Origin of the sequence: Yinghuangia aomiensis (assembly GCF_039542225.1) — a bacterium.
Taxonomy (GTDB): domain Bacteria; phylum Actinomycetota; class Actinomycetes; order Streptomycetales; family Streptomycetaceae; genus Yinghuangia; species Yinghuangia aomiensis.
The window spans coordinates 243804-259968 of the sequence record NZ_BAABHS010000006.1; the positions used below are offsets into that span (position 1 = coordinate 243804).

General features: G+C 74.2%; 10 protein-coding genes. 2 read left to right on the forward strand and 8 right to left on the reverse strand.

What is annotated here, in order from left to right:
* Positions 1–26: 26 nt before the first annotated feature.
* Complete coding sequence (locus ABEA93_RS10545; RefSeq protein WP_345675126.1) at positions 27–1013, forward strand: alpha/beta hydrolase; 987 nt, start codon at positions 27–29, stop codon at positions 1011–1013.
* A gap of 13 nt (positions 1014–1026) precedes the next feature.
* Here the strand turns inward: ABEA93_RS10545 and ABEA93_RS10550 are convergent, their stop codons facing one another.
* The 8 genes from ABEA93_RS10550 to ABEA93_RS10585 form a co-directional block, all read right to left on the reverse strand.
* Positions 1027–1221: a hypothetical protein gene (locus ABEA93_RS10550; protein ID WP_345675127.1), complete on the reverse strand. Its 195-nt coding sequence runs from the start codon at positions 1219–1221 to the stop codon at positions 1027–1029.
* Positions 1222–1239: 18 nt separating this feature from the next.
* Entirely contained in the window at positions 1240–3621 is a 2382-nt protein-coding gene (locus ABEA93_RS10555; RefSeq protein WP_345675128.1) for a hypothetical protein, read from the reverse strand.
* Positions 3622–3770: 149 nt separating this feature from the next.
* Positions 3771–4109: a YrdB family protein gene (locus ABEA93_RS10560; RefSeq protein ID WP_345675129.1), complete on the reverse strand. Its 339-nt coding sequence runs from the start codon at positions 4107–4109 to the stop codon at positions 3771–3773.
* Positions 4110–4216: 107 nt separating this feature from the next.
* Positions 4217–5641, reverse strand: a complete 1425-nt coding sequence (locus ABEA93_RS10565) for a hypothetical protein (RefSeq protein ID WP_345675130.1) — start codon at positions 5639–5641, stop codon at positions 4217–4219.
* A 298-nt stretch (positions 5642–5939) separates the two neighbouring features.
* Entirely contained in the window at positions 5940–7892 is a 1953-nt protein-coding gene (locus ABEA93_RS10570; RefSeq protein ID WP_345675131.1) for a hypothetical protein, read from the reverse strand.
* Between the two features lie 303 nt (positions 7893–8195).
* Entirely contained in the window at positions 8196–9560 is a 1365-nt protein-coding gene (locus ABEA93_RS10575) for a hypothetical protein (RefSeq protein ID WP_345675132.1), read from the reverse strand.
* Between the two features lie 1015 nt (positions 9561–10575).
* The gene (locus ABEA93_RS10580) at positions 10576–11238 is read right to left on the reverse strand and encodes a hypothetical protein (RefSeq protein WP_345675133.1); all 663 of its coding nucleotides are present in this window, start codon (positions 11236–11238) and stop codon (positions 10576–10578) included.
* Positions 11235–12272 (reverse strand): C40 family peptidase, encoded by a 1038-nt coding sequence (locus tag ABEA93_RS10585; RefSeq protein ID WP_345675134.1) that lies wholly within the window; start codon positions 12270–12272, stop codon positions 11235–11237. The genes ABEA93_RS10580 and ABEA93_RS10585 overlap by 4 nt, the downstream gene beginning before the upstream one ends.
* A gap of 422 nt (positions 12273–12694) precedes the next feature.
* Here ABEA93_RS10585 and ABEA93_RS10590 point away from each other — a divergent pair, with 422 nt between their 5' ends.
* Positions 12695–15919, forward strand: a complete 3225-nt coding sequence (locus ABEA93_RS10590) for a hypothetical protein (RefSeq protein ID WP_345675135.1) — start codon at positions 12695–12697, stop codon at positions 15917–15919.
* Positions 15920–16165: the final 246 nt, after the last annotated feature.

Below are 16165 nucleotides of genomic sequence, written 5' to 3' on the forward strand. Positions count from 1 at the left end.
CGGCCGCACGACCCGGAGGTGACGCAGTGCCCGCGGAGATCCAGCACCGGTCGGTCCCGACCCCGGCCGGCCACATCCACGTCGCGGAACAGGGCGCCGGGCCGCTGGTCCTCCTGGTGCACGGCTTCCCGGAGTCCTGGTACTCGTGGCGGCGCCAGCTCCCGGCACTGGCCGCGGCCGGGTACCGCGCGGCCGCCGTCGACGTCCGCGGCTACGGCCACTCCTCGGTCCCCACCGCCCCCGAGGCCTACCGCATGGTCGAACTCGTCGAGGACAACGTCGCCGTCGTCCGCGCGCTCGGCGCCGAATCGGCGGTGGTCGTCGGCCACGACTGGGGTGCGGGCATCGCCGCGAACTCCGCGCTGCTCCGGCCCGAGGTCTTCCGCGCCGTCGGCATGCTCAGCGTCCCGTACACGCCGCGCGGCGGGCCCCGGCCGAGCGACGTCTTCGCCGGCATGGGCGGCGACGAGGAGTTCTACGTCTCCTACTTCCAGGAGCCGGGTCGCGCCGAGGCGGAGATCGAGCCCGACATCCGCGGCTGGCTCGCGGGCTTCTACGCCGCCTTGTCCGCCGACACGATGCCCGGCCCCGACGCCCCCGACCCCCACTTCGTCACCCGGGGCGGCACGCTCCGCGAGCGCTTCCCCGCCGACGTCCTGCCGGGCTGGCTCTCCGAAGCCGATCTGGACTTCTACGCCGCGGAGTTCGCCCGCACCGGCGTCACCGGAGCGCTCAACCGCTACCGCAGCATGGACCGCGACTGGGCCGATCTCGCGGTCGTCGACGGCGCCCCGATCACCCAGCCTTCGCTGTTCGCCGGGGGACGCCTGGACGCCTCCACGATGTGGCTCGCCGACGCCATCGACGCGTACCCGAAGACCCTGCCCGGCCTCATGGGCTGCCACCTGCTCGACGGCTGCGGCCACTGGATCCAGCAGGAACGCCCGGACGAGGTCAACCGCCTGCTGATCGACTGGCTCGGCAATCTTCCGGAAAGCGCACTGCCCGCATGAACCGACCGCCCCGTCAGTCCGCCCACGCGCCGTCGCGCATCACCCACCGGCCCGCGAGTTCCGGTATGCCGCGCCACACCTGGATGCTCCGCGGCAGCACGCGGAAGTAGCCGTAGGCGTCGCCCGGGGCACGGCGCGCAGGTCGCGGCCGGTCGGGTTGGCCGACCGGCTGTACAGCCAGGGCGCGGTCCCGTCCCCGTGGAACCACAGCGGCACGGGGTACGGCCTACCCCGCCGCCGCCCGTGCCGTCGCCAGGAGTTCCGGCAGCGTCCCGGTGAAGTCCGGCAGCAAGTGCAGTGCCACCGTCCACGCGTCCGGGTTGGTGCCCAGATGTTCGTCGACCAACGCCCGTGCGGCCTCGCAGGGTTCGGCCCAGCGCCCGCGGCGGCGGTTCTGGTGGCGCCGGTCGAAGGCGACCACCTTCAGGTAGCGCGCGGGCTGCGGCGCGTGGCGGAGCAGGTCCTCCGGGGTCAGGCCGCGGAGCAGGAGATGTTCGCGCCAGTCGGCGGAGCGCAGGTCGCCGTTGCGGGCTGCCCAGCGCAGTGCGGCGTAGGCGAACTCGGCCGGGAGTTCCGGGCGGTCGACGAGCGCGTCGACGACGTCGCGGTCGAGTGTGTCGGCGTCCGCCGCGGCGACGGCGGCGTCCCACGGCACGTCGCGGCCTTCGCCGACGAGCTTGCGGAGGCGATCGTGGGCGTACAAGGACTTCTTGCGGAGGCGCTTCAGGAACTCCTCCGGCATGTCGTCCGCCGCCATGCGGGCGCGCAGCCGGTCGATGCCGTCGGGCTGGGCGAGTGCCGCTTCGACGGCCTTCACGGTGCTCGCCGGGAAACGGTCCATGCCGAGGATCTCGCGGACGGCTTCCGGCCCGTTCCGCTCCCATACGGAGACGAGAAGGCGCATCCGGCCGCCTTCGGTGGCGAGCCGCAGCCGCCCGGCGACCACCCGGGCGACACCGAGGTCGCCGGAGGTCAGGCCGGCCGTGACTCGGTCGCGGTAGTGGCCGAGGTTGACTTCCCCGAGGACGTCGAGGAGTTCCTGGGGCACCGGGCCGCGGCTGCCGTCGGTGCGGATCCCGGCGAGCATGCGGACGCGGTCGGCGTCGGTCAGTGGCGCGTGGGCGAACAGTGAGGCGTCGGTGGCCGGGTCGTCGTGGGCCATCAGCCATTCGACGCGGTCGCGCTCCAGCGCGTGCGCGGCGAATCCGGCCAGCGCGACCGAGCCGTGGGCGGCGACGAGCGCGTCGCGCACCGTGTCCGAGGGTTCGCGGTAGACGAGGATGTGCTGGACGCTCCGCGCGTCGAGGTACGGCGCGAGCGCGATGGTGACCTCGTCCGGCATGGCGCGCAGGATGCCCAGGAAGGTCTCGCGGGTGTTCTCCGGCGGCGTCGCGGGCATCGCGGCGGGGAGCGGGCGCGGGAACTTGGTCGCGCGCTTGCCCGCGCCGGACGCGACCTCGTCGACGAGCGCCGCGATCGTTCCTTCGAAACGCGGCAGCCGCGAGTACAGCGTCAGCCAGTTCACCGGGTCGGTGCCCAGCGGTGCGAGGGCCTTCGCCAGCGTGGTGCCGACCTCGTCGGCCTCGTACGGCAGTGCCCCGGCGATGCGGCCCGCGGGAACGGCTTCGGTCAGCAGCCGGTCCAGGGACAGCCATCCCGCGGTGACGCCGCGGCGGACGACGTCGCGGAAGTGGTAGTTCCAGTCGGCCAGCCGGGGGTTCTCGACGATGTCGAACGGCAGCCGTGCGGCGTACTCCACGGTGTTGACGAGGTGTGCGGACAGCGCGGCGGCCACGAGGTCGTCGGGGCAGTCCGGCCAGCGGGTGAGCCACGGGAGGCTGTCCCGGTCGAACGGGCGGCGTTCGTGTTCACGGCGGACCAGGTCCCAGTCGAGCGGCGGCAGTTCCGTGTCCTGCGACGGCTTGCCGTCGTGCCGGCGGACCGCCGCGATGGCGCGGACCGCGGCGGCGTCGATCCATTCCTCCGGCGGCCGGAGGTCGGCGAGGTAGGCGGACGGCGACGGGGCATCGGCAGCGGCCATCACCAGGTCGTTGAGTCCCGTGTGCACCAGGTCGCGGAGCGCGAGGCGCCGCAGCATTTCGCGGTCGCCGCGGTCCGCGACGGCGACGCAGAGGTCGATCGCGACGGCGTACGGCAGGTCCTTGCAGAGATCGGACGCCACGTCGAACACCAGCTTGGGGAACGGCCAAGCGGCGGCGGCGAGCGGGTCGGCGGCCGCGTGCGCGCGAAGTGTGTGGACGAAGCCGCGTTCGACGTGCCAGGCCGGGTCTTCGGGGTCGGTGATGTGGGTGCGTATCTCCCGCAGAAGGGCCTCGGATATGCCGCCCCGCCGGCCGAGGAGTGCCAGGGCGACCCGCGGGTCGCCGAGACGCGCGGCGCGCAGCATGAGGTCGTCTTCGAACGGGCCGCCCTCGGCGAGGTAACCCGCGGCGTCGAAGTCTCCGTCGGCGAGGATCTTCGCGATGGCGTGCTCGGGGAGCTTCGCGTACTCGGTCACCGTCGTGGTGATCTGCGTGCGGAAGCGCTCGACGAGCGCGGCGCGGACGTCGGGACCGGCGAGCCGCAGGGCGGTGACGAGTTCATGCACGGGAGGTGATCCTCGGCCTTCGCGTTTCGGGGACTCCGCATTCGAACGCCCGGAGCGCCGAACGGGTCAGATCCTGGCACAACACGGCGACACTCGGGCGGGTGCGATCGGCGTGCGAACAGGCGGGGTACGCGCTCACAGCGGGCGGCCTACTGGTGCCACACCACCGCAAGTGTCTTGCTCACGATCCCGATGACCGCGAATATCACGGCCCGTGTCAGGTAGCCCGCCGCCGCCAACGCGACCACTCCGGTGCCGAACCACCCCAGCTCGAACACCACGCGTGCGGCGCCGTGCAGCTTGTGGGACGCGGTAGGCGCCCCGAACATCCCCCACAGCACGATCAGCACCGCGGGCCCTCCGAGGCCGAGCAGCAAGCGCCATATCAGCTGCGGCCGGAAGGTGAAGCCCCACAGCCCGGCGGCAGCCAGGACCGCCAGTTCCATCAGGAAGATCACCCCGAGGTTGATCCCCTTGATCACGCCCATAGCCCCACCGGATTCCCGCCCCTGCATGATCGCCGATCGTCGACGAGCGGAGCCTAGGACTCCGCCCGCCGACGCACGCAGGGTGGGTGGGCCTTTCCGGTGCGGCGTCAGTCTTCGCGGCGCCGCGGACCCGGCGTCCGCGGCGCGGGCGTCGGATCCGCCGGAATCGGCATCGCGCGGGGCGCCGACGGCGGTTGGCCGCCGTCCGACAGCCACTTCGGGGAACGCAGCGCGGGTGCCTCGCCGCCCCGGCCGCCGCCGTCCCCGCCGTGCGCCGCAATGCCGCCCGAGACGCCGCCGGCCGTTCCGCCACCGCCGCCCCCGGGACCTACGGTCCCCGTCGACGCCGCGGCCGCCGGAGCGGTGCCCGCGCGGCCCGCGTGGACGCCCATGCCGGCCCGCACGTACGACGCGGGCCCCCCGGTCAGTGCCGTCTTCGTGCTGCTCTGCATCTGCATACGTCCGGCCCGCAAGGCCGAGACGTCGTCGCCGAGCGCGGGCACGAACCGGTACACCATGACCGACGCGAAGATCGCCAGGAACATGATCGCCAGCCCGGTCAGCACCCCCCCGAGGGCGTCGCCGCCCGAACCGCCGCCCGCACTGGCCGCCATCGCCAGCCCGAGCACGATCACGATGATCGGCTTGGCGAGCAGGATCGCCACCATCATCCCGGCCCAACGGCGCACATGGCCCCACAGGTCGCGGTCGACGATGCCCGCATAGACGACGGTGCCGAGGATCGCCCCGACGTAGAGCAGCGCGGCGCGCACCAGCAGTTCGATCCACAGGATCATCGCGGCGAGGATCGCGAACATCGACACGAAGATCAGCGTGACCGGCCCGCCGCCCAGCGAGTTGGGGTCGAGGCCCTTGGAAAAGCCGTCCAGGAACTGGTCGGTGTCCTGTTTGGTGCCGCTCGCGATGGCGGCCGTGATGGAGTCCACCATCGATACCGACAGATGCAAGGCCAGCGGGGTGAAGGCCGACGCCATCACGGCCAGCCACAGGTAGCCCACCGCTTCGCCGATCGCCGTGCCCAGCGGGATACCGCGCACCGCACGCTTGGTGACCGCCACCATCCACACGATCAGGGTCATGAAGGCCGACGCCGCGAAGACGACGGCGTACTGCTTCACGAAGTTCGGATTGGTGAAGTCGACCCCGGTGGTGGCGTTGATGGCCTTGGCGAGCTTGCCGATGAACCACACGGCGGCTTCGGCGGTGGCCTTGGCGATCGACCCGAGCGGGTCGGAGGCGAACCCGAGGGGGTTGGCGCCGTTCTGCTGGTTGCACTGCTCGCGGGCGGGACTGGGCAATTGGTCGCAGAAGTTCGTACCGCCGCCGCCACCGCCGGCACCGGGCGAGGTGGTGCCGCCGGGCGTGGGAGTCCCCGACGAACTCCCGCTCGGCGAAGGCGTGGGCGACGGCGTGTCCGCCGCGGCCAGTCCGGTGCCGAGGATCAGCGCCGCCACCACGCCAAGGAGCAGCACGGCGACCCGGCTGAGCCTCGCGTGCGGTCGGTCGGTCATGCGAACTCCTGCGTCGGTGTGGCACGTTCGTGGATCATGGTGACGTCGTCGAGCGCTCGGCGGAAGTGCGGGGCCGCGAGGGCACTTCCGTCGTCCGTTTGTCCGACCCGGTTCACCGTACGGCCATGCAGCCGTGCGTTTTGCCGGCACCGATGGATCGGCGGCCCGGGGCCGCTTCCGCGCGCCGGACGAGCGTGCCGAATCCGCGCGATCCGACCCTGGCGAGACGCCGTGAGGAGTTGCCCGGCAAGCGGGTTTCCTCCCGCGCTTTCCTGCGTTTCTCCCGTCGGCGGCACGGCTAGGGCACCGCGCGCGGGTCGAGCTTGACGTCGTCGGGCCCGACTTTTCCGGTGACGGACAGCGGGTCCGGGGTATGGGGAGCGGTATGGGTATCCGAGTCCGCGGACGCCTCCGCGTCGGGCGTGTGCGCGTCGCCCGCCCCGGCCGGCACCGCGGCGGCATCGGGGCCGCCGCCGGTGTCGAGGTGCGCCGTTTCCCCGGCCGCGGGAGCGACGGAGGGCTTGGCGGCCGTCGGCTTGGCGCCGCCGGTCTTCCCGCCGTCAGTGGGCACGACGTCGGACGGCCCGTCGTCGGCCTGCCCGTCGTCGGCCTTCGCAGTGCTTTGGCCGGTGGAGACGGGCTCGTCGACGGGCGCAGTGCCGCCGCCGGCGGATTCCGGGTCCGGGGTTTCGGCGCCGCGCGCCTGTACCTCCCCGGATCCCGCGGCGGGCTCCACAAGGCCGGACACCGGTTCGTCCGCCGTACCCGATGGCGCGTCCGCCGGTTCGGCCTGCGGCTTCTCCTCCACCGCCGCTGGCGCCGCCGCCTGCGTGCCTGGCTGCTGCTCCGGGACGGACACCCCCGCGCCGCGTGCCGGCGGCTGAGCGGGCGTTGAGGGGTCTTCCGGCCGCGTCTCAGCAGCCGGAAGCACGTCGACGACGGGTTCGGCGGCCTCGGGCAGGTCCGCCGGGAGGACGGCCGGGACCAGCGCGGGCACGGTGGTGCGGGTCGGACTCGTCGGCTTTTCCGCACCTGGTTTGGTGCCTCTTGTGGTGCTCGACGTGCCGGACGGCTTCGCCGGGGCCACGGCCACCACCGGGAGGGCCTTCCGCGGGGGCGTGGACGGCTTCGCGGGTGTTCCCGGGGTACCCGGCTTGGTCTTCCCCGCAGGCGGCTCCTGCTCGTCGTCCACGCGCGGCACCACGGGGTTGGCCGGGACCGTGCCCGGATCCGCGGGACGGGGCGCGGGCGGCAGCTCGGGAACGTCCGGGACGGACGGCCCCAGCGGCAGATGCCCCGCGTTGCGCCCCGCGTCGCCTTGCCGGAACACCGCGCTGTCGACCGCGGCGGCCGGAAACTCCCGGGCGGGCGCGGGCAGCGGGAGATCGTCGGCGGCCATCGGGCCGAAGGCGGTCGGACGCTGCGAGGGTGCGTAGTCGGCTTGCGTGACCGTTCCCGGAGCCGCCGGTCCGGCCCCCGAGGCCGCGGCCGGGAAGTCCGCGGCCGGGGCGGGGAGGGGTTGGTCGGCGGGGGCGGTGGGGCCCAGGGCGATGCGGGGTGGAGCGGCGGGGACTGAGCCTGGTGCTGCACCCGCGGTGATGGTGCCGAGGCCGGGGATTCCGGGGCCGTTGTCGGCAACTCCGGTGTTGCCGGGGCCCGTCTTGCCGGGGACGGCATCAACCGGTGTGCCGTTGCCCGGTTGCGGGGTGCCCGGTTGCGCGGTGCCCGGCAGTGTGGTTCCCGGCTGGGTCGTGCCTTGCGGTGTGGTGCCTTGCGGTGTGGTGCCTTGCGGAGTGTTCCCGGCGGGCGACGGGGTCGCGGGCCGGTCGTTGCCGCCCGCTTCGTTGTTCCCCGGAAGGGGTGCGGCGCTTCCGCTGCCGGCCGGGGTTGCGCCGGATCCGTCGCCGGGGTTCGGTGCGCCACCGGACGGGGCGGTGGGCCCAGAGGGCGGAACTTCGGACGTTCCGGCCGGCGGCTTCGGGCCGGAACCCGGCCCGTCCGGCTCCGGAGCGTTCATCCCGTTCCCCGCCGCGGGCAACGACGGCACGTCGGGCGCCACCGGCCCACGCCCCGGCGTACCGCCTGAAGATCCGTCGGACGAGCCGGGTGTGCCCGGCTCGCGTCCCGCTTCCGACGACGCGCCGCCCGGCAGTTCGGCGCCGTGCGCCGCCGCGGCCGAGGAGAACGCGGCGACCGTCAGGGACACCGAGACGGCCGCGGTCATCACCTTGCGTCGCAGCCCGTGGTTCATACGGCCACCTCCTCCAAGGGTTCCTTCGCCGCCCATCGGCCTGACACTCCGTCAAGATACGTGACGGAAAACGGCATTCCGTCCGCCTCCGGACGAAATGCCAAACAGCCGCGCGACCGAGCGGGCCCGCATGGCACCGACTCCGCCATCCCGCCTTGCGCTAAAGCCGCTTCGCGGCCGCCGTCCGCCGTTCCCCTGCCCATCTCGGCCCCCCTTGTCGTGCATTCCCCCACCGAGGCTTCCCGGTCTGGCGTGTCTCCCGTGTGTTCCTTCCCTGCGGCTGCCGTGCCCACCACTCGGGCGCTATCTCGGCGCCGGCGTAAGGGCGTACAACGTCGGCGTCGTCGTCGGCGTGCTGTCCAGGATGAGCAGCAACTGCCCGGTCGGACCGCCCCACGGGAGCGGTACGCCGGCGCCGAGCGGCGTCGGCGGCTTGGCCGGGTCGGTCGCGTCGAGGACGAGTGTGGTCTGCGGGTCGGAAATGCTTTGGCCGTACAGGAGCTTGCCCCACCCGACGACGGGTCCGAACCCGGGGCGCACCGACGCTTTGTTCGCCTGGAGGTCGTAGACGACCGGTCCGAGGGCGGCGACACGGCCGTCGGTGCCCCAGACCCACGCGGTCTTGCGGACTTGGTCGAGCGGCGCGTCGGTGGTGACGAGGGATTGGCCGGAGGTCGCGTCGTAGAGGACGACGGTCACCGTGGCGGCGTCGGGCCCGTTCCAGATGACCGCGACACGGTTGTGCCCGGCCGCGGCGATACGGAAGATCGTCGCCCCGGCGCGCGGCGGGACAGGCGTGACCGCGACGGGCTCGCGGCCGGGCGCGGCGCTCCACCACGGGCCGACCGGGACGGCGGCGATGACGGTGGCCCCGTCGGCGGCCATGGCGGTGGCGTTGGGCGGGAGGTCGACGGGGACGAGCTTGGCGTCCTCGACGACGGACGCGGCCGCGCCGGCGACCACCAGCGGCGCGTCGCCCGCGTAGCTGACCTGCGCGTTGTCGGGCAGGTCGAGGACGGTCGGCGCGGCGGACCCGTCGGCGGGGGCATACGCGAGCTGGTTGCCCGCCTGCACGAGGACGGACTCGACGCGGTCGACGAGCGCGAGCCGCACGCCGCGGTGTTCGCCCGCGGGCAGGTCGAAGGCGCGGCGGACGTGGCCGGTGGCGGGGTCGAGCAGGGCGACCTTGCCGTCCGTGGTGATGACGGCCACGGCGGTGGTACTGGCCGCCACCGTCGGGGCCTTCGCGGTCGGGACGGCGACGGTGGCAATCCACGCGGCGTTCTTCGACCAGCCCGGCGGGGCTTGGGCGGGGAGCACCGGCGGCCCGGGTTTGGCCCCGCTCGTGGTGGCGTTCGCGGACGGCTCGGGACTGCGCTCGTCGTCGGCGCCGCTGCCGCCGCGGTGGACGAGCGCGACGACGACGAAGGCGATGACGAGGATGCCGACGACGACGCCCGCGATGACGAGACGGCGGAACAGCGCGGGCCGATCGCCGGCTTCCTCCCAGGCTTGGTCGCCGCGGAAGCCGATGACCCGTGTGCCGCCGTCGTCGTGCTCGGCCGTTTCGGTGGCGCCACGCGGGGTGGTGTAGGCGGCCGCGGGGAACGGGTCGGGTTCGAGGTCGGCGGAGGGGGTGGGGGGCGCCGAGGGGGTGTCCCAGTGCACGGAGGCGTCCGGAGGCGGCGGTGGGGCGCTGCGGCGCGCGGACTCCGCGGCAGACGACGCGCCCGCGGCGGGCGGCGCCGAGAGCCCGGCGTCCGGCACCCCGCCCGCAGGCCACGCTTGCGTGTCCGCACGGAGGGCTTCCGGCGGCGCGGGCGCCTCGAACCGGGGCCCGGCCGGCGGCGCGAAAGCACCGGTGGCGGTGGCGGGTTCATCGGCCGGCGGACGCAGGGGCGACGGCACGCTCGGCGGCCCCCAGGGCCCACCCGCCGACGGCGCGGTGGGCTCCTCGACGCTCCTGCGCGGATGCGGGGCCGCCGCGCCATGGGGGGCACGCCACGACGCCCCGTCGGGCGGTCCGGACGCAGGCACTCCCGACAACACGCCCCCGGGGTGCGCGGGCCGCGCCGAGTCGACGCGGCCCACAGCACCGGACTCGTCGACGCGGGCTTCGGACAGCCGCGGACCGCCGATCGGATCCACGTCCCCCGAGCCGGCGTCGACGCCTGACGCGGTGTGGGCGCGCGGCGGTCCGCCGGCGCTTCGCGCGTCGCGCTGGCCGGTGTGCGGCACGGGCGACGACCTGTCCGCGTTCCCGCTCGCGTGACCCGGCCCGGCGCCCTCGCCCAAAGCCTCGGAGGCAGCATGCGGTTCGCCGCCGCCCCCGATCGCGCCCACCCGGTCCGCGTCCGACTCTCCGTCGGTCCGCGTGCCGCCCTCGTCTGCCGGCGACTCGTGCGGTCGGCTGCCGGTCGGGGCCGTCTCCCGGCCGTCCGCACCCGAACTTTCCGAAGCATCAGCCCCCGTCACGCGCGCCTCGTCGGCCGCCCCCGCGCCCTCCGGTGCGGCAACCCGCCCCTCGTCACCCCCCGGCGCGCCCCCGCCCTCGGGCTCCTCGTCCAGCAACCACGCCGGTACCGGGAGCGCCGCGCCGACATCCGCCGCGTCCCCGTCCTGCTCCCGTCCTCCGGCCGCCACCGCGTCCCCTTCCCCGCGCTCCGCGCCGCTCCTCACCGCGTCACGCCCGCACGCCCAGGTCGGCAATCCGCCACGGTTCCGCCGGTGTCGCCCGGGTCAGTGTCACGAACACCACCACCAGCGACTCGGTGCCCTTCCAATTGTCCCGGCCCGTCGGGGTGTACCGGACGGTCCACTGCCGGTACGCGAGCACGTCGCTGTCCGGCGGCGCCGCTTCGTTCGACTGCGTCATCGTCGGCTTCGTGTACGCCTTGTGCCCGGTCCACAGCGTCCAGTCCGCCCCCGGCGGCGCGACCACGATGTGCTCGCGTTGCGTGGCGGCGTACTTGTCGGTCATCCACTGCTGGGCCCGGATCGCCGCGTCCTGCCCTGTGGTGTCGGTCATCGTGTCGTACGAGAACAGCACGGTGAGCGCCGCCTGCGACACCGCCGTCGCGTCCGCCGACGCCTGCGCGTCGAGGCTGGGCAGCGGCTGCGTCGGCGTGCCCGGGCCGCGCGGAATCGGCTGCGCGGGCGGCACACTGACGATCGGCGGCAGCGTCGACGCGGACGGCGAAGCCCCAGCGTCGGAAGCCCGGTTCTGCTTGCCGATCAGCGCGCACCCGCCGAACAGCGCCGCGCCGACCAGCAACGCCAGGAACACCAGCAGTCCGACCGCGCCGCGCAGGCCTTGCGCCCGCATCTGCGGGCTGCCGCCGCTCATCCGTACCTCCGGACCTTCCAGATCGAGTTCGCGTAGTACGACTCGCTCAGGTTCGACACCTTCACGACGTCGCCCGTCTTGGGCGCATGCACCATCTGCCCGTTGCCGATGTAGATGCCGATGTGGCTGAAGTCCCCGGTGTGGTGCGGGTCGAAGCCGATCACATCGCCCGGAATCATCGCCCGGGGGTCCACCGCCGTACCGGCGTTGACCTGCTCCTGCGACACCCGCGGCAGCACCACCCGGCCGCCCGACGCCTGGTAGACCGAGTACTGGACGAGGCTGCTGCAGTCGAAGCCGATCACGCCGGCGCCCGACCCGAAGCCCCCGGACGGGCCGTTGGTATCGCCGCCGCCCCACGAGTAGGGCGTGCCGCGCCACCGCATCGCGTAGGCGACGACCGCCGCCCCGAACGGGGTGCCTTCCTTGATGTCCGTGATGACCGTCTGGTACTTGGTCATCAGCCGGTGGATCGTCGTCACGTAGCCGCGTGTTTCGGCATACGGCGGAATACCGCCGTACTTGAGCACGGCTTCCGGGCCCGCGTTGTAGCCGGCGAGCATCAGGTCCTGGATGTCGCCCGAGGCCAGGCCGCGTTGCACATAGCCGCGCACCTGCTGGGCGATCGCGCAGTCGTACCGCGCCGCCGCCATGATCGCGTCGGGCGGACTCCACACGCTGGCCGTGCCGTCACCGTCCCCGTCGGTCGCCCAGGACACCCACGTGCCCGGCATGAACTGCGCGATGCCTTGCGCGCCGACCGGGCTGACGATCGTCGGGTTCCACCCCGACTCCTGCTCCAACTGCGCGGCCAGGAGCTGCGGAGTCACTTCGGGGCAGATCGCCCCGGCTTTCGCGACCCATTGGCGGTAAGCCGCCGGGACTTGGCCCTCGTTGTAGGCCGCGTTGTACGCCGCACCGGCCACACCCGTCGACGGAAGTCCGCCCGCGAGCGCCGCGATGACCAACAGCCCGCCGACAGTCAACACCAACGGGACGACCAGGACGGCGAGTACCGCCCGGCCCGCCTTCACGGCATGCTCCGCGTACGCGCGCAGCAACGCCCGGCGGCTGTCGTCGTCTGCCGCATGGTGCCCCCGATCCCTCGGCCGCGCCGGGCAGGGCGGTGCCCGGGTCGGCCGACAAAACGTCCCGCCGGTCCCGGACGATGCCGGGTTCGGTCAGGTCATCCTGCCCCGACGCCACCCCCGTGTGTCCAGCCGCGCCCCCTGGTGTGGCGGACGATTCGCACTCCTGTGCGTTTCCGTGCGCTCGGTTTCGCTCCGACCCGCATATGCGTGCGAGACGTAGGGCATTGTGCCGTGTATCGGGCCAACTCGTATGCACTACCGGAAGGTTGGAAGGGTGGCCCGGCCTCGGGTCATACCGGGTGCATCGGGACGTGCGGTAGGTTCCCGCTGCTGGCCGGAATCGCGTCATCGCGCGGGGGTGGGCAATGTCCAGGGACGAAAATTCCAGGCGGGACGCGGTCTCGCCGTACCCGGAAACGGAACCGGCCGCGGCGCGCCGCGGGTTCGTCCTGCTCGTCGCGGGTGTCGGACTCGGCCGCCGCAAGAAGCGCGCGCTCGAGGACTCCGAGGCCGCGCTGGCCGGCTGGGTCGGCCTGCCGCCGCAGATCCTCATCGCGGACGCGCCCGCCGACGTCGTGCAGCTGCCCGCGGGCTCCGGCCCGCAGACGGTGCGCGGCTACCTGGAGCGCGCGTCGGTCACCCGCGGCCCGGTGGTCGTGTACGTCACCGGCCACCTCATGCCGGACCGACGCGGCGAACTGCACCTCACCCTGCGTGATTCCAGCCCGGGCAGCGTGCGCTACGACGGCCTGCCGTGGGCGTGGATCGCCGAAACGCTGCGCATCCGGGACCCGCGGGACACCCTCGTGGTCGCCGACCTCACCGCCTCGGACGACGTGCGCGCCCGCGTGCACGCCGCCCCGGAGGAACTCGCCGCGCGCCTCCCGCTGTGGGCGGTCGTCGCGCCGCCGCCGTCGTCGCACGACGAGCCGGCGCACGCGTTCACCCGCACGCTGACCGTGGCCGCGCGCCGCGGCTTCCTCGGCTGCCCGGCGCAGGTCGAGGTGGCGGCGGTGCACCCGTCGATCTTCGGCCGTGCGCAACTGCCCGACGGGACCGTGCAAATCGTGCCACCGGAAGGCGGTGCGCTGCGGCTGGCCAACCGCCTGCCGGTCGACGACGTGTCGACCGAGTACGTGGTGACCGTCACACGGCCGGATTCCGCGCCCGCACCGTCCGGGGACGGCGCGGAGTATCCGGCGCCCACCGGCGAGCCGTTCGCCGCGGCGCCGCCCGCCGGAGCCGCTCCGAGTCCCCCGCCGAGCCCCGCTCCGCAGCCCGGTCCGAGTCCCGTCGAGCGGGCCCCGGAGACGTCTCACCTGCGGGTGACCTGGCCTGTCTCCCCCGCACCGGCGCCCGCCGCGGAGCCCATGCCGGACGGTCCGCCGCAGTCGTCGGCGCCCTCGGGCGCACCGCAGTTCCTCCGCCGGGCCGCCGAACTACGCGCGGCGATGGCCGCGGGAAACTTCGACGCGGCGTTCGGCGAAGCCGAGGCACTCACCCACGACATGGAGACGCGCTACGGCCTCGGCCCGGAGCACCGCGAGACCATCGAGGCGCTGCAGACCTGGGCGTGGCTCGCGGCCCGCACCGGCCGCATCGGGCATGCCGTCCGCCTCTACACGGAGTCCGCGCGCCGCAACGCCCGCGTGCACGGGCCGGGCCACCCGGCCACGCAGGCCGCCGCGGACGCCGCGCACACCTTGTGGCTGCAGGTCGCGGACGTCGCCACGGCACGCGAACTCGGTCCGGCGGTCGTCGCCTTGCGCGGGCTCGTCCTCGGCCGTGGCCCGCACTCGCGCGAAGCGGCCGCGGCGCACCTGGCGGAACTCGCGGGGGCCGCCGAGGCAGCCGCGTCGGCACCGATCCCGGCTCCGCCGCAACCGCCGACGCCAACGCCGCCGTACGCGTCGACGCCGCCGCCCGATGCGGCACCGGCGACTCCGTGGGCGCCGGCGCCCGACTCGACGCCGCCGCGCGCACCGGGCCCGCACTCCGGCCCGAGCGCCGCGCCCGGGCCTACGTCGGCGCGCCCCGCTCCGGCGCACGGCGCACCGCCGGAGCCTGCGCGCGAGTCCGCACCCGAAGCCCACGGCGAGACCGCTCCGACGACCCACCGTTCCACGGCCACCGTGCCCGCCTCGACCTCTTCGGCCGCCCCGGTTTCCCACGCGGCCCCCGACGCCGAGCCCCTCCTCGACGATGCACTCCCCCCGCCTCCCGAACTCCGCGAGGCACTCGACGAGATCGCCGACACCGCCGCCGACGGCCGCTACACCGAAGCCCTCGGCGCCGCGGACGCGGTGATCGCGGCGCTGGTCGCCGACCTGGGCCCGTGCCACGTGCACACCCTCAACGTGCGGGAAATCCGCGCCTACTTGGCCGCCGAGGCCGAGCGGCTGCCCGAAGCGGTCGCCGCCTACCTCGACATCGCCGAGGACCGCATGACGGTCGGCGGACCCGAGCACCCGGACACGGTCTCCGCGGTCGACAACGCCCACGTGCTGTGGCTGCGCTTGCCCGACGGTGCGACGGCGACCGCGGCGGGCCACCGCCTGGTCGCCCTGCGCACCCGCGTCCCGGGGCCCGGCGGACGGGCGTTGGAAGGCGCCTTGGCCCGCATGGACGAGCTGACGTCGGCGCCGCCGCCGACCGCGGGGGAGCCGCCGGGCGCCCCGACGGCCCCGGCCACCCCCGACGGCACCGAGGCACCGGAAGCCTCGGCACCCACCGCCCCTGAACCGCCCGACCAGGAAGGACAGCGCGAACGACCCGAACCCCCGGCACCGCACGACGCCGCCGACCGCTCGGGCGAAGTCCCCGCGTTCCCGGGGAGCCCGGCCACCGGACCGGACAGCACGCCGGCCGAGCCGCCCGCGTCGTCCGCGACCACCCCGTCCGACTCCACCACCCCTCCGTCGGCCGCGCCCGCGGAGGCCCCGGCCCCCGCCGCCGCCGGGCCCCCCTCCATCCCGGCCCCGCCCGTCCCCGCACCCCGCGCTCCGGTCCCGACTCACGCATCCGAGCCGCCGCGCGCGGCACAGGCCGAACCCCCCGGGACCACCGAGCCGCCGCAGATCCCCATCGCGCAAACCGGGTCCCCCGCGCAGGCACCCGCGGCACACGCGGAAGCCCGCTCCACCCCCCAAGCCCCGCCGCCCGAATTCCGCGCCTACCTCACCGCGATCAAAGCCGCGACCGCCGCCGACAACCACGTCGAGGCGTTGACGCTGGCCGAGGAACTCACGCGCGGTGTCGAAGCCAAACACGGGCCGGGGCACCCGCACACGCTCAACGCTTACGAGGTGCGCGCGCATCTGACCGCGTCCGCCGGTCTGTTCGCCACCGCCGCACGCCAGTACGCCGCCCTCGCCCAGCGCTTGGCCGACGCCCGCGACCCGGCCGACCCCGGCGCGTGTTCGGCCGCGGACGCCGCGCAAGCCCTGTGGCTGCGCCTGGGCAGCACCGACGCGGCGCGCCACCTCGGGCCGGGCATCGTGGACCTGCGGCGGCGTGTGCCGGGCCCGGACGGTCTGGCCTTGGACGCGGCGCGCGTCCACCTCAGCGTCCTGATCGCGAGCGATGTCTGACGGTCGGCGAAACCATGCCGCCTTCGCCCCAGGTTCGTTGCCTTACGTCCCGATCTTCCGTTACGTCAAGTCGCGCGCGGGGAACGCCATTCGCCTGGGACGCGTCTCATCGCCATATGGATATCTCGATCAATACCGTTGAGGTCGGCGAGGAACTGGGTAAGCGGATGTTCGCGTTGCGTGAACCTCCGCCGCCTGTCGCACCCGACAGGCATGCTGGAACCGGGCAGGGACGATCACGACAGG